At 71.0% G+C, this 18,706-nt stretch carries 18 protein-coding genes; 1 reads left to right on the top strand and 17 read right to left on the bottom strand.

Annotation, left to right across the window (positions count from 1 at the left end; translation table 11 throughout):
- Positions 1-3 precede the first annotated feature (3 nt).
- The 11 genes from serA to ACWAUO_RS07250 all read right to left on the bottom strand — a co-directional run bounded on the left by serA (position 4) and on the right by ACWAUO_RS07250 (position 12,030).
- A complete protein-coding gene (gene serA, locus ACWAUO_RS07200) occupies positions 4-1,608 on the bottom strand; it encodes a phosphoglycerate dehydrogenase (protein WP_460774246.1) in 1,605 nt (534 codons plus the stop codon).
- A gap of 127 nt (positions 1,609-1,735) precedes the next feature.
- Complete coding sequence (locus ACWAUO_RS07205) at positions 1,736-2,089, bottom strand: hypothetical protein (protein WP_460774247.1); 354 nt, start codon at positions 2,087-2,089, stop codon at positions 1,736-1,738.
- Positions 2,086-2,631 carry a DNA polymerase III subunit gamma/tau gene (locus tag ACWAUO_RS07210; protein ID WP_460774249.1) on the bottom strand — a complete coding sequence of 182 codons (546 nt, stop codon included), beginning with the start codon at positions 2,629-2,631 and terminating at the stop codon, positions 2,086-2,088. The genes ACWAUO_RS07205 and ACWAUO_RS07210 overlap by 4 nt, the downstream gene beginning before the upstream one ends.
- A 71-nt stretch (positions 2,632-2,702) precedes the next feature.
- Positions 2,703-3,728 carry a ketol-acid reductoisomerase gene (ilvC, locus tag ACWAUO_RS07215; protein WP_460774250.1) on the bottom strand — a complete coding sequence of 342 codons (1,026 nt, stop codon included), beginning with the start codon at positions 3,726-3,728 and terminating at the stop codon, positions 2,703-2,705.
- 54 nt (positions 3,729-3,782) lie between these two features.
- The gene (gene ilvN / locus ACWAUO_RS07220) at positions 3,783-4,292 is read right to left on the bottom strand and encodes an acetolactate synthase small subunit (protein WP_460774251.1); all 510 of its coding nucleotides are present in this window, start codon (positions 4,290-4,292) and stop codon (positions 3,783-3,785) included.
- A 1-nt stretch (position 4,293) separates the two neighbouring features.
- Positions 4,294-6,090 carry an acetolactate synthase large subunit gene (locus tag ACWAUO_RS07225; RefSeq protein WP_460774253.1) on the bottom strand — a complete coding sequence of 599 codons (1,797 nt, stop codon included), beginning with the start codon at positions 6,088-6,090 and terminating at the stop codon, positions 4,294-4,296.
- A gap of 42 nt (positions 6,091-6,132) precedes the next feature.
- On the bottom strand, positions 6,133-7,839 hold the full coding sequence (gene ilvD / locus ACWAUO_RS07230; protein ID WP_460774254.1) for a dihydroxy-acid dehydratase: 1,707 nt from the start codon (positions 7,837-7,839) through the stop codon (positions 6,133-6,135).
- 4 nt (positions 7,840-7,843) lie between these two features.
- Complete coding sequence (locus ACWAUO_RS07235; protein WP_460774256.1) at positions 7,844-8,833, bottom strand: fumarylacetoacetate hydrolase family protein; 990 nt, start codon at positions 8,831-8,833, stop codon at positions 7,844-7,846.
- A gap of 17 nt (positions 8,834-8,850) precedes the next feature.
- Positions 8,851-9,990 (bottom strand): FAD-dependent monooxygenase, encoded by a 1,140-nt coding sequence (locus tag ACWAUO_RS07240; RefSeq protein ID WP_460774257.1) that lies wholly within the window; start codon positions 9,988-9,990, stop codon positions 8,851-8,853.
- A 46-nt stretch (positions 9,991-10,036) separates the two neighbouring features.
- A complete protein-coding gene (locus ACWAUO_RS07245; RefSeq protein WP_460774258.1) occupies positions 10,037-11,029 on the bottom strand; it encodes a cyclase family protein in 993 nt (330 codons plus the stop codon).
- Complete coding sequence (locus ACWAUO_RS07250) at positions 11,026-12,030, bottom strand: VOC family protein (RefSeq protein WP_460774260.1); 1,005 nt, start codon at positions 12,028-12,030, stop codon at positions 11,026-11,028. The genes ACWAUO_RS07245 and ACWAUO_RS07250 overlap by 4 nt, the downstream gene beginning before the upstream one ends.
- 138 nt (positions 12,031-12,168) lie before the next feature.
- Here ACWAUO_RS07250 and ACWAUO_RS07255 point away from each other — a divergent pair, with 138 nt between their 5' ends.
- Positions 12,169-13,089 (top strand): LysR family transcriptional regulator, encoded by a 921-nt coding sequence (locus ACWAUO_RS07255; RefSeq protein WP_460774262.1) that lies wholly within the window; start codon positions 12,169-12,171, stop codon positions 13,087-13,089.
- Positions 13,090-13,093: 4 nt separating this feature from the next.
- Here the strand turns inward: ACWAUO_RS07255 and ACWAUO_RS07260 are convergent, their stop codons facing one another.
- The 6 genes from ACWAUO_RS07260 to ACWAUO_RS07285 are packed head-to-tail and all read right to left on the bottom strand — an operon-like array spanning position 13,094 to position 18,599.
- On the bottom strand, positions 13,094-14,107 hold the full coding sequence (locus tag ACWAUO_RS07260; protein ID WP_460774263.1) for an amidohydrolase family protein: 1,014 nt from the start codon (positions 14,105-14,107) through the stop codon (positions 13,094-13,096).
- A 17-nt stretch (positions 14,108-14,124) separates the two neighbouring features.
- The gene (locus ACWAUO_RS07265) at positions 14,125-15,108 is read right to left on the bottom strand and encodes a fumarylacetoacetate hydrolase family protein (RefSeq protein ID WP_460774265.1); all 984 of its coding nucleotides are present in this window, start codon (positions 15,106-15,108) and stop codon (positions 14,125-14,127) included.
- Complete coding sequence (locus ACWAUO_RS07270) at positions 15,105-15,914, bottom strand: ABC transporter ATP-binding protein (protein ID WP_460774267.1); 810 nt, start codon at positions 15,912-15,914, stop codon at positions 15,105-15,107. The genes ACWAUO_RS07265 and ACWAUO_RS07270 overlap by 4 nt, the downstream gene beginning before the upstream one ends.
- Complete coding sequence (locus tag ACWAUO_RS07275; protein ID WP_460774268.1) at positions 15,911-16,723, bottom strand: ABC transporter permease; 813 nt, start codon at positions 16,721-16,723, stop codon at positions 15,911-15,913. Before ACWAUO_RS07275 ends, ACWAUO_RS07270 begins: the two co-directional genes overlap by 4 nt.
- Positions 16,720-17,544 carry an ABC transporter permease gene (locus ACWAUO_RS07280; RefSeq protein ID WP_460774270.1) on the bottom strand — a complete coding sequence of 275 codons (825 nt, stop codon included), beginning with the start codon at positions 17,542-17,544 and terminating at the stop codon, positions 16,720-16,722. The genes ACWAUO_RS07275 and ACWAUO_RS07280 overlap by 4 nt, the downstream gene beginning before the upstream one ends.
- A 32-nt stretch (positions 17,545-17,576) precedes the next feature.
- Positions 17,577-18,599 (bottom strand): ABC transporter substrate-binding protein, encoded by a 1,023-nt coding sequence (locus tag ACWAUO_RS07285; protein WP_460774271.1) that lies wholly within the window; start codon positions 18,597-18,599, stop codon positions 17,577-17,579.
- Between the last annotated feature and the right edge of the window lie 107 nt (positions 18,600-18,706).

Genomic DNA, 18,706 nt, shown 5'->3' on the forward strand with positions numbered 1-18,706 from the left:
GCGTCAGGCCTCGGTGATCTCGATCTGACGGAACAGGTCGGCGCCGACCGCGCCGCGCATGGCGGCGAGCAGGTCGTCGGAGACCGGCGAGCTGATGGTCAGCACCGACAGGGCACGGCCGGTCGCGTCGGGGGCCGCCACCTGCAGGCCCTCGATGTTGATGCCGGCGGCGCCGAGCTCCTGGCCGTAGATGGCGACGACGCCCGGGCGGTCGGCGTAGCGCATGACGATGTGGTGCTGCGAGATCGGCACCTCGATCTCGTAGCCGTTGATGCCGACGACCTTCGGGATCATGCGGGTGCCGGCGAGGGTACCGGCGACCTCGAGCACGGATCCGTCGGCCAGGGTGCCGCGGAGCACCGTGATGTTGCGGTACAGCGGGCTCTCGGCCTCGACGATCAGGCGGGACTCGACACCGCGCTGCTCGGCGAACAGCGGCGCGTTCACGTAGGACACGTTCTCGCTGACGATGCGGCTGAAGATGCCCTTCAGCGCCGCGAGGCGGTAGACGCTGACGTCGTAGGCGGCGAGCTCGCCGCGCACCTCGATGTCGAGGTTGACGAGCGCGCTGCCCGCCAGCCCGCTGAAGAACTGGCCGAGGGCCTCCACCAGCGCGATGCCGGGCCGCACGAACGGGTCGATCACGCCGCCGGCGACGTTGACCGCATCCGGCACGAGGTCGCCCTCGAGCGCGAGCTTGACGGACTTCGCGACCGAGATGCCTGCCTTCTCCTGCGCCTCTTCGGTGGAGGCGCCGAGGTGCGGGGTCACGATGACGTTCGGCAGGTCGAGCAGGCGGTGGGCCGAGCCGCCCTCCTGCGGGGGCTCGCTGGTGAAGACGTCGAGGCCGGCGCCGGCGATCTCGTGCGTGGTCAGTGCCTTGTACAGCGCGTCCTCGTCGATCAGGCCGCCGCGGGCGACGTTGACGATGTACGCCGTGCGCTTCATCCGGCGCAGCTGGTCGATGCCGATCATGCCCGTGGTCTCGGGGGTCTTCGGCATGTGGATGCTGACGAAATCGCTCTGCTCGAGGAGCTCGTCGAGCGAGAGGAGCTCGACGCCGAGCTGCTGGGCGCGCGTGCTGGTGACGTAGGGGTCGTACGCGACGACGCGCATGTCGAACGCCTGCAGGCGCGCGGCGATGAGGGCACCGATGCGCCCGAGGCCGATGATGCCGACGGTCTTCTCGAACAGCTCGGTGCCGGTGAAGGAGCTGCGCTTCCAGGCGCCGGCGGAGAGCGAGGCGTGGGCGGCCGGGATGTGGCGGGCGAGGCTGAGCACGTGGCCCACCGTGAGTTCGGCGGCGGAGATGATGTTCGACGTGGGCGCGTTGACGACCATGACGCCGGCGGCGGTCGCGGCCTTGATGTCGACGTTGTCCAGGCCAACGCCGGCGCGGGCGATGACCTTCAGCGCGGGGGCCGCGGCGATGGCCTCGGCGTCCATCTTCGTGGCGGAGCGGATGAGCACCGCATGCGCGTCGGCCAGTGCGGGCAGGAGCGCCGAGCGGTCGGCGCCGTCCACGTGGCGGATCTCGAAGTCGGGTCCGAGGGCGTCGATCGTGGCGGGTGAGAGTTGTTCGGCAATGAGGACGACAGGCTTGCTCACGGAAAGGTCCTTCGGGCGTCACGAGGCGTCCGCGCGTGGCGGATGCGGAATGGGGATGGTCCGCACGCCTGGCGACGGCGAACAGACCCAGACTACCGCGCGGACCCCGGCTCCCCCGGCCCCGCCGTCACACCGCGTTGTAAATTGCGGCGGAAGTGACCGCCAGAGCAAAAACGTTCATCCAGAACGCGGCGACCAGGGTCAGCCCGGTCAGCTGCGCCAGGACGAGCGGCACGATCCCGCGACGGCGGGTGAGCACGAACGCGGCGGCGAACACGATCGCCGGGAAGACGACGGGCATGAGCAGCACGAACCAGCCGTAGCCGGTGAGCCCGGCGTCGCCGTTCGCCTGCTGAACGAGGAACCCGACGGCGCCCCAGACGGCGTAGGCGTAGCAGAGGCCGAAGAGTCCGGTGAGCACGCCGACGAGCCAGCGGGGCGCGGGCCGGCGTCCGGATGCAGGGGCGGTGTCCACGGTCATGCGCCGACTCCCGTCATGAGGAAGGGCCACGGGACGAGCACGATCATTCCGGCCACGAGCAGGAGCACCCGCTGCCAGACCGCGCGACGCCGGGCGAGCACGAGCACCGAGACGAACCACGCGATCGGCGCGGCGGTCGCGAGGATCCAGGCGGCGACGTAGCCGGCCGGCTGCACGAACAGCAGGCCCCACACCTGGAAGCGCGACCCGGACAGGAACCAGCCGAGCGCGAAGAGGGCGTAGATCCCGCCGAGCACCCCGAGGGTGACGAGGGCGACGCTGCCGAGCGGGGCGTCGGGGTCGGCGGCGGCGCGCGTCCGCGTCCGGCCGCGGTCGTCGGCGTGCGGGTGCAGCACCTCACGGGTGCGGACGACCCCGTCGGGCCCGGTGACCCGGGCGGTGACCATGCCGGATGCGGCCGGTGCGGGCGCCGCTGGTGCGGGTGCCGCGGGTTCGTCGTCCCACTCGACGCCGTCGTCGCCGACGTCGAGCGTCGGGTCGTCGTCTCCCCAGCTGAGGGCGTCGTCGTCGCGTCGTGCCATGGTCTCCAGCCTAGACGGCGACGGCGCCCGGGAGCGGATCCCGGGCGCCGTCGCGGCGGTGGTGCGGAGGGTCAGCGCGCGGCCGAGCCCTCGGTGTAGTCCGCGTCCTGCTGCTTCCAGGCGAACAGGGCGCGCAGCTCGCGGCCGACCTGCTCGATCGGGTGCTGCGCGGCCTTCTCGCGGAGCTCGAGGAACTCCGTGGCGCCGTTGTCCTGGTCGTCGATGAAGCGCTTCGCGAAGGCGCCCGACTGGATGTCGGCGAGCACGCCCTGCATGTTCTCCTTGACGCGCGGGTCGACGACGCGGGGGCCGGAGACGTAGTCGCCGTACTCGGCCGTGTCGGAGACCGACCAGCGCTGCTTGGCGATGCCGCCCTCCCACATGAGGTCGACGATGAGCTTCAGCTCGTGCAGCACCTCGAAGTAGGCGATCTGCGGCTGGTAGCCCGCCTCGGTGAGGGTCTCGAAGCCGTACTGGATCAGCTGCGAGACACCACCGCAGAGTACGGCCTGCTCGCCGAACAGGTCGGTCTCGGTCTCCTCGGTGAACGTGGTCTTGATGACGCCGGCGCGGGTGCCGCCGATCGCCTTCGCGTACGAGAGCGCGGTCGCCCAGGCGGTGCCCGAGGCGTCCGACTCGACCGCGATGATGTCCGGGATGCCGCGGCCGGCGACGAACTCGCGACGCACGGTGTGACCCGGGGCCTTCGGCGCGACGAGGACGACGTCGACGCCCTCGGGGGCCTCGATGTAGCCGAAGCGGATGTTGAAGCCGTGCGCGAAGGCGAGGGTCTTGCCGGCGGTCAGGCGCGGCTTGATCTCGTCGTTGTAGATGCCGCGCTGGTGCTGGTCCGGCGCGAGGATCATGATCAGGTCGGCCCACTCGGTGGCGTCCGCGACGGTCTTGACCTCGAAGCCGTCCTCCTGCGCCTTCGCGATGGACTTCGAGCCCTCCTTGAGGGCGATGACGACCTCGACGCCGGAGTCGCGCAGGTTCTGCGCGTGGGCGTGGCCCTGCGAGCCGTAGCCGACGATCGCGACCTTCTTGCCCTGGATCAGGGCGAGGTCAGCGTCGGCGTCGTAGAAGATCTCAGCCATGTGTGTGTTTTCTCCTTGTTTCCGAAGGTTCAGAAGTCGGTGACGGGCGGCGACTCAGCCGCGCAGCACCCGCTCGGTGATGGACTTGCCGCCGCGGCCGATCGCGAGCAGACCCGACTGGGCGAGCTCCTTCACGCCGAACGGCTCCAGGGCGCGCAGGAACGCCTCGATCTTGCCCTGGTCGCCGGTCACCTCGATGACGAGCGCGTCCGGCGCGTAGTCCACGATCTGCGCGCGGAAGAGGTTCACGACCTCCAGCACGTTCGACCGCGTCTGGTTGTCGGCGCGCACCTTGATGAGCATGTGCTGGCGCTGCACCGAGGAGGCGGCGTCCAGCTCGACGATCTTGATCACGTTGACGAGCTTGTTCAGCTGCTTCGTGACCTGCTCGAGCGGGAGCTCGTCGACGTCCACGACGACCGTGATGCGGGAGAGCCCCGGCACCTCGGTGACGCCCACCGCGAGCGACTCGATGTTGAAGCCGCGGCGGGCGAACAGCCCCGCGACGCGGGTCAGCAGACCGGGCTTGTCCTCGACGAGGAGGCTCAACACGTGACTGGTCATCTCAGGCCTCCTCATCGAATGCGGGCGAGTGGTCGCGGGCGTACTGGATGTAGCTCGCGCTGGCGCCCTGCGGCACCATCGGCCACACCATGGCGTCGGCGGAGACGACGAAGTCGATCACGACCGGACGGTCGTTGGTCTCGAGGGCGAGCGTGATCGCCGCGTCGATCTCCTCCTCCTTCTCCACCCGGATCGCGAGGCAGCCGTAGGCCTCGGCGAGCTTGACGAAGTCGGGGATGCGGGCGGTGCCGTGACCGGTGTTCAGGTCGGTGTTGGAGTGGCGGCCGTCGAAGAACAGCGTCTGCCACTGGCGCACCATGCCGAGCGAGGAGTTGTTGATGATCGCGACCTTGATCGGGATGTCGTTGATGACGCAGGTCGCGAGCTCCTGATTGGTCATCTGGAAGCATCCGTCGCCGTCGATCGCCCACACCGGACGCTCGGGCTGCGCGACCTTCGCACCCATCGCCGCGGGCACGGCGTAGCCCATCGTGCCGGCGCCGCCGGAGTTCAGCCACGCGTTGGGACGCTCGTACTTGATGAACTGCGCCGCCCACATCTGATGCTGGCCGACGCCCGCGACGTACACGCCCTCGGGGCCGGTGAGCTCGCCGATGCGCTGGATGACGTGCTGCGGGGCGAGCAGGCCGTCGGTCGTGGGTGCGTACCCGAGCGGGAACTGCTCGCGCAGCCCGTCGAGGTAGGCCCACCACGCGGTCAGGTCGGGCTTCTCCCCCGCGCCCTGGAATGCGGCGTCGAGGTCGATGAGCACGTCGCGCACGTCGCCGACGATCGGCACGTCCGCGGTGCGGATCTTGGAGATCTCGGCCGGGTCGATGTCGACGTGCACCACCTGTGCGTGCGGCGCGAACTGCGACACCTTGCCGGTCACGCGGTCGTCGAAGCGGGCGCCCAGGGCGACGATGAGGTCGGACTCCTGCAGCGCGAGCACGGCGGGCACCGTGCCGTGCATGCCGGGCATGCCGAGGTGCTGCGGGTGCGAGTCGGGGAACGCGCCGCGGGCCATGAGGGTCGTCACGACCGGCGCGCCGGTCGCCTCGGCGAGCGTCTTCAGCTCCTCCGACGCGTGCGCGCGGATCACGCCGCCGCCCACGTACAGCACGGGCTTCGAGGCCTTGGCGAGCAGCTGCGCGGCGGCCTGGATCTGCTTGCCGTGGGCCTTGGTCACCGGGCGGTACCCGGGCAGGTCGATCTTCGGCGGCCAGATGAACGGCGCCTCGGCCTGCTGCGCGTCCTTCGTGATGTCCACGAGCACGGGACCGGGACGGCCGGTGCTCGCGATCTCGAAGGCCGCGGCGATCGCACCGGGGATCTCCTCGGCGGTCTTCACCAGGAAGGAGTGCTTGGTGATCGGCATCGTGATGCCGACGATGTCGGCCTCCTGGAAGGCGTCCGTGCCCATGAGGGTGGAGAACACCTGCCCGGTGATGCACACGAGCGGCACCGAGTCCATGTAGGCGTCCGCGATCGCGGTCACCAGGTTCGTCGCCCCGGGCCCCGAGGTCGCGATCGCGACGCCGACGCGCCCGGACGCCGCGGCGTAGCCCTCGGCCGCGTGCCCCGCACCCTGCTCGTGACGGACGAGGATGTGGCGGACCGCCTCATCGTCCATGAGCGGGTCGTAGACCGGCATGATCGCACCGCCGGGGAGACCGAAGACGTCGGTCACCCCCAGCATGTCGAGCGAGCGGACCACGGCCTGGGCACCCGTCAGGACGGGTGCGGAGGCGTTGCGGGCAGGCGGCCGGGGCACGGCCGGGGCGATGTCGGATGACATACGGATACCTCGATACGAGATGGGTGAATGGGAACGAGCCTGTTACCCCGTCACGGCACCCTGCGCGGCAGAGTGCACGAGCTTGGAGTACTTGGCAAGGACGCCACGGGTATAGCGCGGGGGGAGGGGCTCCCAGCCGTCGCGGCGGGAGTTGAGCTCCGACTCGTCGACGAGTAGGTCGAGCGAGCGGGCTGCGATATCGACCCGAATCAGATCACCATCGCGCACGAATGCGATTGGACCGCCGTCCACCGCTTCGGGTGCTATGTGGCCGATGCACAGGCCGGTTGTGCCGCCTGAGAATCGTCCGTCCGTCAAGAGTAGTACATCTTTTCCGAGCCCTGCGCCCTTGATGGCCGCCGTGATCGCGAGCATCTCGCGCATGCCGGGGCCGCCCTTCGGGCCCTCGTAGCGGATGACGACCACGTCGCCGGCCTTGATCTCCCCGGCCTCCAGCGCGTCCATCGCGGCACGCTCGCGCTCGAAGACCCGGGCGGGGCCCTCGAACACGTTCGCATCGAAGCCGGCCGACTTCACGACGGCCCCCTCCGGCGCGATCGAGCCGTGCAGGACCGTGAGCCCGCCGGTGGCGTGGATCGGGTCGTCGAACCGGTGGATGACCTCGCCGTCGACCGGGTCGGGGTTCAGGTCGCGGAGGTTCTCGGCGAGGGTCTTGCCGGTGACGGTGAGCGCGTCGCCGTGCAGCAGGCCCTCGTCGAGCATGGCCTTCATGATGACCGGTATGCCGCCGTGCTTGTCGACGTCGTTCATGACGTACTTGCCGAACGGCTTCATGTCGGCCACGTGCGGGACCTTGTCGCCGATGCGGTTGAAGTCGTGCAGGTTCAGCTCGACCTGCGCCTCGTGCGCGATGGCGAGCAGGTGCAGGATGACGTTCGTGGAACCGCCGAGCGCCATGGCGAGGGCGATCGCGTTCTCGAACGCCTCGGGGGTGAGGATGTCGCGCGTGGTGATGCCCTGCTTGAGCAGGTTGATGACGGCCTCGCCGGAGCGGTGCGCGTAGTAGTCGCGGCGACGGTCGGCGGAGGGCGGGGCGGCGGAGCCGGGGAGGCTCAGCCCGAGCGCCTCGGCGACCGAGGCCATCGTGTTGGCGGTGTACATGCCGCCGCAGGCGCCCTCGCCCGGGGCGAAGGAGCACTCGATGCGCTTGAGGTCCTCCTCGCTCATGCGGCCGGCGAGGCACGCGCCGACGCCCTCGAAGGAGTCGACGATCGTGATCTCCTTGAGCGTGCCGTCGGTGAGCTTCACCCAGCCCGGCGCGATCGAGCCGGCGTAGAGGAAGACGCTCGACAGGTCGAGGCGGGCCGAGGCCATCAGCATCCCGGGGATCGACTTGTCGCACCCGGCGAGGAGCACGGTGCCGTCCAGGCGCTCGGCCATGACGACCGTCTCCACGGAGTCGGCGATGACCTCGCGCGAGACGAGCGAGAAGTGCATCCCCTCGTGGCCCATCGAGATGCCGTCGGAGACGGAGATCGTGCCGAACTGCAGCGGGTAGCCGCCGCCCGCGTGGACGCCCGCCTTGGCGCCCTGCGCGAGCCGGTCGAGGCTGAGGTTGCAGGGGGTGATCTCGTTCCAGCTCGACGCGATGCCGATCTGGGGCTTGTCCCAGTCCTCATCGCCCATGCCCACGCCCCGCAGCATGCCGCGGGAGGTGGTGGCTTCGATGCCGTGCGTGACCGTACGGCTGCGCGGCTTGATGTCGATGGATTCGTCCGGGTGCTTCACAGCCTCAGTCTATTGCCGGGGCGGCCGCCTCGCGGGCGCGCGGCACGGGTCGGCGTCGAGCGGGCGGCAGCGTCTGCGGCGGCCGCGCCTCCCCCACCACGCCGACGAGCTCGCCCAGCCGTTCCACGCGCATCGCGACGACGTCGCCCTCGACGAGCGGCGGCGGGGTGAGCCGCCCGCCGGCCAGGCCCCACAACTCGGCCAGGCAGCCGCCGTTGCCGACGGTCCCCGAACCGATGACGTCGCCGGCGACCACGCGCGAGGCGCGGGCGGCGTAGGAGATGAGCTCCGGGAACGTCCACGACATGTTCGAGAGCAGGTCGGCGCCGGTGAGCTCCCCGTTGACGTAGACCTCGGCGCGCAGGGCGAGGAAGCCGTCCTCGTCGATCCGGTCGGCGACCTCGTCGGCCGTGACGATCCAGGGCCCGAGCGACGTGCCGAAGTCCTTGCCCTTGGCCGGCCCGAGCCGCACGTTCATCTCGCGGTTCTGGATGTCGCGAGCCGACCAGTCGTTCATGATCACGTAGCCGAAGATGTGCGCCTCGGCCTGCTCGGGGGTGAGGTCCTCCCCCGGCGCGCCGCCGAGGACGACGGCGACCTCGAGCTCGTAGTCGAGCCGTTCGGTCGCGGGAGGACGGATGCGGCCGCCCGAGCCCAGCACGGTGTGCGGGTTCGTGAAGTAGAACGTGGGCTGCACGTACCAGGCGTCCGGCACGTTCGGGCGCCCGTCGGGCCCCGCGCTCATCCCCTCCACGTGCTCCTCGAACACCGCGAAGTCGCGCACCGCCGCGGGGACGAGCGGCGGCAGCAGCCGGACCTCCTCGACCGGCACCCCGGTCGCCGGGTCCACCGACGCCGCGACCTCCGGCACCCGTGCGAGCCCGGCCCGCAGGAGAACGGCGACCGTCGTCCCGGTCGGGAACGGCACCGCCTTCCCGTCGATCACGAAGCCCTCGCGGGTCTCCCCCTCGCGCTCCCAGCGTGCGATCCGCATCCGACTCCCCTCCCGCGTCAGGCCGTCTGCGCCAGGCGCCGGCCGAGTTCTCCGATGAGCCGCGGCATGTCCGCCGCGTGGTCCTGCCCGTCGCGCTGCCACTCGGCGAGCTGCACGGACGCGTCCACGACCGCCGTGGCGCGCCCGATCCGGCGGCGGTGGAACTCGTCCCACAGGGCGTCGGTGACGGCGTCCTCGCGGACGAGCAGCTCGGTGAGGACCATGGCGTCCTCGAGCGCCTGTGCGGCGCCCTGCGCGATCGTGGGCGGGCACGAGTGCGCCGCGTCGCCGATGACGACGGTGCGACCGCGGTTCCACGGCGCGGGCACGATGTGGCGCGTGAACCAGGTGTAGTTCACGGCGGCGTCGCCGGCCGCCAGGTCGCGGCGCACCTGCGCCCAGGGACCGCCGTACGCCTGCGACCGGTCGATCATGAACTGCGCCGCATCCTCGGGCGACATCGCGAAGTGGTCCTCCGCGTCGAACACGAGGAACGCGTACATCGAGTCCTCCCCGGTGGGGGTGTACCCGGCGATGTACGCGGGCCCGCCGTAGTACAGCTCGGTGCACTCGACCTCGGCCGGGCGCGAGACGAACGCGCGCCAGATGCCCATGCCGGTGTGCTCGGGGGTCGTGTCGATCCCGATCGCCGCGCGGACGGCGGAGTGCAGCCCGTCCGCCCCGATCACGAGGTCATACGTGCCGACCGGTCCCCCCGCGGCGATCACGGCGACCCGGTCGTCCGCCTCCTCGACGGCGGTGACCCGGATGCCGAAGCGGGGGTTCACGCCCGCGTCGAGGGCGGTGCGGTACAGGATGCGCGCGAGTTCGGGCCGCGGCATCCCCATGCCGGAGGGCAGCGGCCCGGCGCCGCCGGAGCCCTCGCTGCGACGGTCGAGCACGGGCGCGTCGGGGCCCGGGAGCCGCAGCACGAGCCCGTCGAACGGGTATCCCGCGGCCGAGGTCTCCTCCCAGATCCCGAGCGCGTCGAACGCCGCGAGCGCGTTGGCCTGCAGCGAGATCCCCGAGCCGAGCGCGGTCAGCTCCGGGTGCGCTTCGATGAGGTCGACGGCGACCCCGGCGCGGGCGAGCCGGATGGCGGCGGCCATCCCGGCGACCCCCGCCCCGACGACGGCGACAGTGTTGACAGCAGGCACCTGAACCTCCTCGTTCGTGGTGTGCACGGCACGGATGCCATCGCGGTCAGAGGACCGCGACGGGGTTGATGGGCGACCCGACCGCGCCGGTGATCGGCAACGGCTGGGCCGCAAGCAGGAACTCGTACCGGCCGCGTTCGGCGCAGGCCCGACCCAGCTCCTCGAGGTCCCACATCTCACCGACGGTGAGTCCCATGTTCGGGATCACGATCTGGTGCAGCGGCTGGAAGGAGTCGTCGAACTCGTTCGGCCGCACCTCGAACCCCCAGGTGTCGGTCGCGATCGCGGCGATCTCGGTGCGGTGGATCCACCCCGCGGTCGTGATCGAGAGTCCCGGGGCCGCGCCGCCGGCGTACTCCCCCCATCCGTCCCGGCGGACGCGCGCGAGCTGGCCGGTGCGCACCAGGAGGATGTCCCCGCGGCCCACCGCGGCGGACGCCCCCTGGGCGCGGATGCAGGCCTCCAGGTCGCCGACGGTGATGGCGTAGCCGTCCTCGAGCTCGCCGGTGTCCGGCCGCAGGTGACGGCCGAGGTCCAGCAGGACGCCGCGGGAGACGATGACGTCGGCGGCGTGCTCGATGCCGGTGACGGTGTCGCCCTGGGTCGTCACCACCCCGGCGGGCCGACCGTTCCAGGCCATGCCCCGGTCGAAGATGTGCCCCAGTCCGTCCCACTGCGTCGAGCACTGCAGCGGCATGACGATGACGTCGTCCGCCCCGCCGATGCCCTGCGGGTACAGATAGGGGTTCCGCTCGTGGTCGAGCCCCGTCCCGGTCATGGTGTGCACCGGGTTGTTGCGCTTCTTCCAACCGCGCTGCGGTCCGTCCTCGTCCAGCGACTGCGCGAGGGAGACCACGTGCCCGTCCGTCACCAGCCGGGCCGCGGCCACCCGCTTCGCGTCGTCGATGAAGTTGAGCGTGCCGAGCCGGTCGTCCTCGCCCCAGCGCCCCCAGTTGCGGTAGGCCTCGGCGCGGACCACGACCTCGCCGAGCACGTCCGCGCGGTCGAGCCCGGCGGGGTCCTCGGTCAGCGAGCTCACACGCGGCCCCGGAGCAGGTCGGCCTTGATCTCGTCCGGCACGCCCTCCTCGGTCGCGGTCGGTCCGTCCGCGGGCGGGAAGGAGTCCGACAGCGACAGCGGGAAGCCGGCGTTGCGGTAGATGTCGTACGAGCCCTGCGAGGTCTTCCAGGTCTGCGCGGTCCAGTCCGGCACGTAGTTGCGGTAGCCGCCGCTGTTGATCTCGATGCGCATCGTGGACGGGTCGCGGTAGTACAGGAAGGACTGCTCGCCGATGCCGTGGATCGTGGGACCGTACTCGATCATGGTGCCGTTCTCCATGAGGAGGTCGGCGGCGATGAGCATCTCCTCGCGGGTGTCGTACCAGAACGCGAAGTGGTTGACGCGCCCGGCGCGGGTCGAACCGTCCAGCACGACGCCGAGGTCGTGGGACTTCTCGTTCGTGGTGAGCACGGAGAACACCGAGACGGGCGCCTCCTCCAGCTCGGTGCGGGCCATGATCCGGAACCCCAGCACGTCGCTGTACCACTGCGCGAACGCGTCGACGTCGCTCGCGCAGACGGTGACGTGGTCGAGCTGGCGCGGTGCACCGGCGAAGCGCGGACGGCGCTGCGGGCGGTCGGGGAAGGTGGAGGCCAGCTCGCCGTCGTCGTAGCGGTGGTGCACGACGTCCCAGTGCAGCTCCAGGGTGTGCCCCCACGGGCCGGTGAAGCGGTATGCGCGGCCGATGTCGCGCCCTTCGAACCACTCGCCCTGCACGCCCGCCGCCTCGATCCGCGTCACGGCCTCCTCGAGCGCCTCGGCGCTGGTCGTGCGCCAGCCCGCCGCGTGCAGCGCCGGCTCGTCCCCCCGGACGATGACGACGCTGTACGCGTAGTAGTCGCCCCAGCAACGCAGGTACACGCGGTCGTCCTCGCGGGCGACCTCGGTGAGGCCGACCTGGTTCACGTAGAAGTCGACCGACGCCTCGACATCCGGCGTCTCCAGCGCGACATACGACAGGTGGGACAGCAACGTGATCATCTTCGATCCTTTCCTCGGCGCACCCTTACGCCCTGTGTCGATTCTCGGAGCGGATCAAGCCATCGAACAACCGCATACTCGCTATGCTCGGAATCAGCGTTTCCGATAGTTCTGGAGTGATGGACGAAGGAGTTCCTCATGGCGGACGACCCCCTGCTGTCGCGGCTCGACCTGAACCTGCTGGTGTCGCTCGACGCCCTGCTCACGGAACGGAACGTGACCCGTGCCGCCGAGCGACTGCATCTCAGCCAGCCCTCCCTCAGCGCGGCGCTCGCGCGCCTGCGCGTCCACTTCGACGACCCGCTGCTCGCCCGACGCGGGAATCGCTACGAGCTCACGCCGCTCGCCACCCGCCTCATGGAGCACACGGCGGACGCGCTGAGCGCGGTGCGTCGGGTGTTCGAGAGCCAATCGCAGTGGGACCCCTCCGCCTCCACCCGGGAGTTCACGGTCTACGGCTCCGATTACGCGCTCACGATGATCGGCCCCGAGGTGTCCCGGCTGGCGAACGCCGAGGCGCCCGGGGTGCGGATGCGGTATCTGCCGACCTCGACGTCCGGCATCGACGACGTGCTCACCCGGCTCGCGTCCCTCGACGGGGTGCTGCTCCCCCACGGCGTCACCGTGAACCGACCGCACCTCGACCTGTGGCGGGACGACTGGGTGGTGATCGCGGCGCAGGACAACCCCCGCGCCGCGGACGGCCTCACGCTCGAACTGCTCGCCGCCTCCCCCTGGGTCTTCACCTACCAGACCCGTTTCGCGTTCACCGCGGTCGGCCGTCAGCTCGAGCAGATGGGGCTGGAGCCGCGGGTGCAGACCGTGGTGGAGAGCTTCGCGCTGCTGCCGCTGTACGTCGCGGACACGGACCGGTTCGGCCTCATCCAGCGCCGGCTGATCCCGGTGGCCTCGCAGATCGCGGACGTGCAGGTGTACGAGATCCCGTTCGAACCCGCCCCGATCATCGAGGCGTTGTGGTGGCACCCGGCCCACGAGCAGGACCCGGAGCACGAATGGTTCCGGGGGCTGTTCGAGCGCGCCGCGGCGGCGATGGGCTGACGGTTCAGCCGGCGGCGGCCGTCGTCCGCGCCGACAGGAGCGCGGCCGCGTTCGCTGCGAGGATCCGTTCGACGTCCGCATCCGGGAGCCCGGCGCCGCGGACGAACCCGACCGGGTCCTCGGGGCCCATGTCGAACGGGTGGTCGCTGCCGAGCACGACGCGTTCGGCGCCCGCCGCCTCCACCAGCCAGCGCAGCTGCCGGTGATCGTGCACGACGGTGTCGAACCAGATGCGCCGCAGGTACGACGACGGTGTGTGCGTGCAGCCCCGCGCGTCGGGGCGCACCCGCCACGCGTGGTCGGAGCGGCCGATGGCGGTCGGCAGGTATCCCCCGCCGTGCGCGGCCACGACCTTCAGGCCGGGATGCCGGTCGAGCACCCCGGCGAAGATGAGATGCGACAGCGCGACGGCGTTCTCCGTGGGCTGTCCCACCGTGTTCGCGAGGTAGAACCGGTCGAGGCGCTCGTCCAGCGAGCATCCGAACGGGTGGAGGAAGATCACGGCGCCGAGCTCCGCCGCCCGCGCCCAGAAGGGCTCGAGCCGCTCGTCGGAGAGTTCGACGTCGCCCGCGAAGGACGGGATCTCCACCCCCGCGAGCCCGTGACCGAGCACCGCGTCCTCCAGCGCCGCGACGACGAGGTCGGGGTGCTGGAGCGGCACGAGTCCGAGCCCCGTCATCCGGTCGGGCGCGTTCGCGACGTGTGCGGCGACGAGCCGGTTCGCCTCGGTCGCGACCCAGGCGGCGAGCTCGGCGGGCGCCCAGGGGTAGAAGTGGTTCGGCGAGGCGCTCACCCACTGGCGGTCGACCCCGGCGGCGTCCATGTCCGCCAGGCGCAGCGCCGGGTCGGTCAGCCGGCCGATGCGGGCGCCGACCATCGGCCCCGAGACCGCCTGGCTGGCGGCGCCGTTGCGGCGCAGGTCGAGCTCGGCGGCCTCGCGGACGAGCTCGGGCGCCCGCCGCTCGACCTCGGCGTGCAACGAGGGCAGCAGCACATGGGCGTGGACGTCGGTGATCATCTGGTGCTCCGTTCGGATCAGGCTGGGGCGGCGGCCGGCTCGGCGACGCATCGGACCACCTGGGTGCCGAGGCCGGTGATGCTGCCGGTCATGACGTCGCCCGGGCGCAGGAACCGCCCCCAGTGCTGGCCGTTGCCGGCGGGACTGCCGGTGAGGACGAGGTCTCCGGGCAGCAGGGTCGTGGTCTGCGAAGCGGCCGACACGAGTCTCGCGACGTCGAACACGAGGTCCGAGGTGTTCGCGTCCTGCATGCGCTGCCCGTTCAGCTCGAGCCGCACCTGCACGTCCGCGGGGTCGACGAACCCGGCGGGGACGAGGTACGGCCCGGTGGGCAGGAAGCCGGGGGCGTTCTTCCCCCGGTACCAGTCGGCGCCGAGTCCCCCGGCGTCCGACGGGAAGAGGAGGTCGCGCGTCGAGATGTCGTTGACGATCGTGTACCCGGCGACGTGCTCGAGCGCCGCATCGACGGACACCCGGAACGCCGGGGCGCCGATCACGGCGGCGAGCTCCAGCTCCCAGTCGTGCTCGTCGCTGGAGCCGGGGAGCACGAGCGGCTCCTCGTCGCCGACCACGCAGGTCGGCAGCCCCAGGAAGAGGAACGGTCGACCGCTCGCGGCACGCGCGTCCATCGCCTTCTCGGCGCCCTTGCGGGCCTCCTCGGGGTCCACCTCGCGGCCGTGGGCCCCGAGCCCCGCCATGATGAGCTGGATGACGTGTTCGCGATAGTTCGCGCCCGCCTGCAGCACCTGGCGCGGTTCGACCGGTGCGCCGAGCTCGACCTCGACGAGGTCGCGCCAGTCGCCGTCCGACGCGGCGAGTCGCCCGACCGGCGACCAGTCGCCCCGGCCGAGGAAGTCGTTCAGGTCGGCGGCGCCGAGTTCGGACGGCGTCACGGGCAGGATGCGGGACCCTGCGACGACGCCGAGGCCGCCGTCGCGGAACCGGGCGAGCGCATACGGCGCGTCCGGCCCGCGACGGGGCGCGGTCCCCGTCGCGCTCATGCGGAGGCCGCCCGCGGCAGCCCGTGCTGCTGGATCTCGGCGAGCACGCGGGTGCGCAGCTCCACGAAGGTCTGCGTCGACTTCGTGGTCAGCTGCGTACGCCCGCGGCCGAGCGGCACGTCGACGTCGTCGACCACCCGGGAGGGCCGTCCGCCGAGCACGACGACGCGGTCGCCGAGGTAGACGGCCTCGTCGATGTCGTGGGTGACGACGACGATCGTGATGCCCATCTCGTTGCGCAGGCGTAGCACGAGGTCCTCGAGTTCGAACCGGGTCTGGGCGTCGAGCGAGCCGAACGGCTCGTCCATGAGCATGACCGGCGCGTCGTACGCGAGCGCGCGGGCGATCGCGACGCGCTGCTGCATGCCGCCGGAGAGCTGCCAGGGGTAGGCGTCGGCGCTGGCCGACAGCCCCACGATCCCGAGCGCCTCCTGTGCGCGCCGCATCCGTTCGGCCTTCGACACGCCGCGACCCTCGAGCGGGAAGGCGACGTTCTCGGCGACCTTCATCCAGGGCATGAGCGAGCCCCGATAGTCCTGGAACACGACCGCGATCTGCGAGGACGGCCCGGTGAGCACGTCGTCGCCGAGCGACACGGTGCCGGTGGTCGGGGCGGCGAGCCCCGCGAGGAGGCGCAGCAGGGTGGTCTTGCCGACACCGGAGGGACCGACGAGGCAGGTGACGTCGCCCGTTCGGATCTCCAGGTGCAGCCCGTCGATCACCTCCACGCGTCCGGCGCCGGTGCCGAACGACTTGCCCACGCGTGCGGCGGTGAGCGCGACCTCTCCTTCGAGGCGTCTGGTCATGAAGCGTCTCCCTTCGAGACTCGACCGGCCGGACGCGGTTCGGCGTCCTGACGGGTCCAGGTGAGCACCCGGTGCTCGACGAACAGGTACAGCGCGGTGATGAGCCAGCCGATCACGCCGATGAGCAGCGTGCCCGCCCAGGTCTGCGGCAGCTGGAACCGCTGCCCGCTCTGCAGGATGAAGTGGCCGACGCCCTCGGTGGAGCCGTACATCTCGCTCACCACGAGCATGACGAGGCCGATCGAGATCGCGAGGCGCAGGCCGATGGCGATCTGCGGTGCGGCACCGGGCAGCACGACGCGGCGGATCCGCAGCCACAGCGGGATCCGGTAGGCGCGAGCGGTCTCGAACACGCTCGGCTGGATCGAGCGCACGCCCTCGATGGCGTTCAGCAGGATCGGCCACACGCAGGCCAGGAAGATGAGGAACACCTTCGGCCCGCGACCGACGCCGAGCGTCAGGATGACGATCGGCACGAACACGACGATGGGCAGCGTGCGGAAGAAGTCCAGGTAGGGCGCGAGCACCGCACCGACCTTCGGCATGAGGCCGATGGCGACGCCGATCGCGATCCCGACCACGGCGGCGATGACCAGTGCCGCGGCGTAGTTCCCGAAGCTGTACAGCAGCGAGCTCCAGAGCGTCCCTGAGGCCGCCCAGTCGAGGAACGACTGGACGATCGTCGACAGCGGCGGCCAGAACACCGAGGTCGACTGCGAGGAGACGACCCACCACAGCACGACCAGCGTGATCGGCATCCACGACAGCAGCAGGATGCGGGCGAGCGGCCCGTAGGTGCGGATGTTCACGCGTCCTCCCCGTTCCCCGCCGGGCGCCAGCGCACCAGCGCGTTCTGCAGCCGCTCAAGGCCGACGTTGACCCCGAACCCGAGGAGCCCGGCGGTCGCGATGTACGCATAGGCGAGCGGTGCGTTCGCGCCGACCTGAGCCTCCGCGATCCGTCCGCCGATGCCGGAGGCGCCGCTGAGCACCTCGGTGGAGATGGCCACCAGGATCGCCACCGACGCCCCCAGGCGCAGGCCCGTGAGGATCGACGGTGCGGCGTAGGGCAGCAGCACCCGGCGCACCAGGAGGCCCTTCGGCGTCTGGAAGGCACGCGCGGTCTCGACGATGGACGGCGGGATGCGCCGCACGCCCTGCTGCGTCTGCACGATCACGATGAACACGACGGCGACGAACACGAGCACCGCCTTCAGCTCGACCCCGCGGCCGAGGATGAGCACCATCACCGCGATGAGCGCGACGGCGGGGAACGCCCGGCCGAAGTCGACGACGACGCGGAACGAGAGCTCCGCGGCCCCGGAAGCGCCCATGAGCAGTCCGAGCGCGATCCCGACCACGCCGGCCGCCACCAGGCCCACGGCCGCTCCCCACAGGGTCAGGCCGATCGCCTCCCAGAAGCCGAGGGTGACGATCTCCTCGCCGAGCGACACGACGACGGCCCACGGGGTGGGCACGAGCCCGCCGGGCAGCACGCCGCCGACGGCGAGGACCGTCCACAGTGCGAGTCCCGCGACGAGCACCGCCGCACGCCAGAGGGCGAGCGCCGGCAGGGCGCGGCGACGGGATTCCGCCGCCGCGCCCGCGCGGATGGTCTGCGTCCAAGTCACGATTGGATCTCCGCTTCACCGGCGGGTGCCGGTCAGCGAGCGCCTTCCCAGACGAGGTCCTCGAAGGTCAGGTCCTCGTCGACCTCGCCGAGCGTCTTCATGACCTTGAGCATCTTGTCCCAGCCGCCCTTGTTGAACTCGACGGACAGGACGTCCAGCTGCATCACGTTGTCGATGAACGGCGCGGGGTACTCGGTGTTCTCGCGGTACACGCGTCGCACCTCGTCGGGGTTCTCGTTGCCGAAGTCGGTGCCGAGGGCGAGGCCGGCGAGGAACCGCTTGAGCGCCTCCGGGTTCTGCTCGGCGTACTCCTTGGTGGCGACCCAGACGACCTGCGGCGCGTAGGGCAGGAACTCGCGGACGCCGGTGCCGATGCGGGTGAAGCCCTGGTCGACCGCCTGCAGCAGGAAGATGCTGAAGGTGAAGATCGCGTCGACCTGGCCGTTCTGCGCGGCCGCGGTGAGCGCGTCCATCGGGACCGGCACGAACTCGACCTCGTCGAGCGCGATGCCGTTCTCCTCGAGTGCGGCGACGACCGTCAGGTGCGGAAGACCGCCCAGCTCGGGGATGCCGATCTTCTTGCCCTTGAGGTCCTTCCAGTCCGTGATCGGGCTGCCGGGCGGCACGATGAGACCGTCGGAGGCCTCACCCTCCTGGTTCGGGTTCGCGTCCTTCGTCCCGGCGACGACGATGATGGGCATGCCCTCGTTGATGGCACGGACGGCGGTGACCGCGTCGGTCGCGGCGACGTCCATCTCACCGGCGATGAGGGCGGAGTTCGTCGACGCGCCACCGGTGCCGCCGGTGATCTGGAGGTCGACGTCCAGGCCTTGCTCCTCCCAGAACCCCTTCTCCGAGGCGAGGATCGAGTTCTCGATCGTGACCGCGCCGCGGGCGACGGTCATCGAGAGCACATCGTCCTCGGCGGGCTGCGACGCGGTGTCGGCGGCGGGTGCGGACGTTCCGCAGCCGGCGAAGATCGTGGTGAGGCTGAGCGCGGCGGCCGTGACCATTGCGGTCCGACGCCACCGGCGCAGGGTTCGACGGTGATCCATTTCATCTCCTTTGATGCGCTGGCGTTCACCGGCCGGCCAGGCCCCCAGGGCGTGTGCCGTGAACGATGCCTGCCGGTGGACGTGACTCCACTATCCGCAGCCGCGGA

It is taken from the genome of Microbacterium sp. GXF7504 (assembly GCF_054798235.1).

Excerpts from the sequence above, each read along its gene's own strand:
- ACWAUO_RS07205 (WP_460774247.1), bottom strand. The coding sequence starts at position 2,089 with ATGACCGTGGACACCGCCCCTGCATCCGGACGCCGGCCCGCGCCCCGC.
- ACWAUO_RS07210 (WP_460774249.1), bottom strand. The coding sequence starts at position 2,631 with ATGGCACGACGCGACGACGACGCCCTCAGCTGGGGAGACGACGACCCG.
- ilvC (WP_460774250.1), bottom strand. The coding sequence starts at position 3,728 with ATGGCTGAGATCTTCTACGACGCCGACGCTGACCTCGCCCTGATCCAG.
- ilvN (WP_460774251.1), bottom strand. The coding sequence starts at position 4,292 with ATGACCAGTCACGTGTTGAGCCTCCTCGTCGAGGACAAGCCCGGTCTG.
- ACWAUO_RS07225 (WP_460774253.1), bottom strand. The coding sequence starts at position 6,090 with ATGTCATCCGACATCGCCCCGGCCGTGCCCCGGCCGCCTGCCCGCAAC.
- ACWAUO_RS07235 (WP_460774256.1), bottom strand. The coding sequence starts at position 8,833 with ATGCGGATCGCACGCTGGGAGCGCGAGGGGGAGACCCGCGAGGGCTTC.
- ACWAUO_RS07250 (WP_460774260.1), bottom strand. The coding sequence starts at position 12,030 with ATGATCACGTTGCTGTCCCACCTGTCGTATGTCGCGCTGGAGACGCCG.
- ACWAUO_RS07255 (WP_460774262.1), top strand. The coding sequence starts at position 12,169 with ATGGCGGACGACCCCCTGCTGTCGCGGCTCGACCTGAACCTGCTGGTG.
- ACWAUO_RS07260 (WP_460774263.1), bottom strand. The coding sequence starts at position 14,107 with ATGATCACCGACGTCCACGCCCATGTGCTGCTGCCCTCGTTGCACGCC.
- ACWAUO_RS07265 (WP_460774265.1), bottom strand. The coding sequence starts at position 15,108 with ATGAGCGCGACGGGGACCGCGCCCCGTCGCGGGCCGGACGCGCCGTAT.
- ACWAUO_RS07270 (WP_460774267.1), bottom strand. The coding sequence starts at position 15,914 with ATGACCAGACGCCTCGAAGGAGAGGTCGCGCTCACCGCCGCACGCGTG.
- ACWAUO_RS07285 (WP_460774271.1), bottom strand. The coding sequence starts at position 18,599 with ATGGATCACCGTCGAACCCTGCGCCGGTGGCGTCGGACCGCAATGGTC.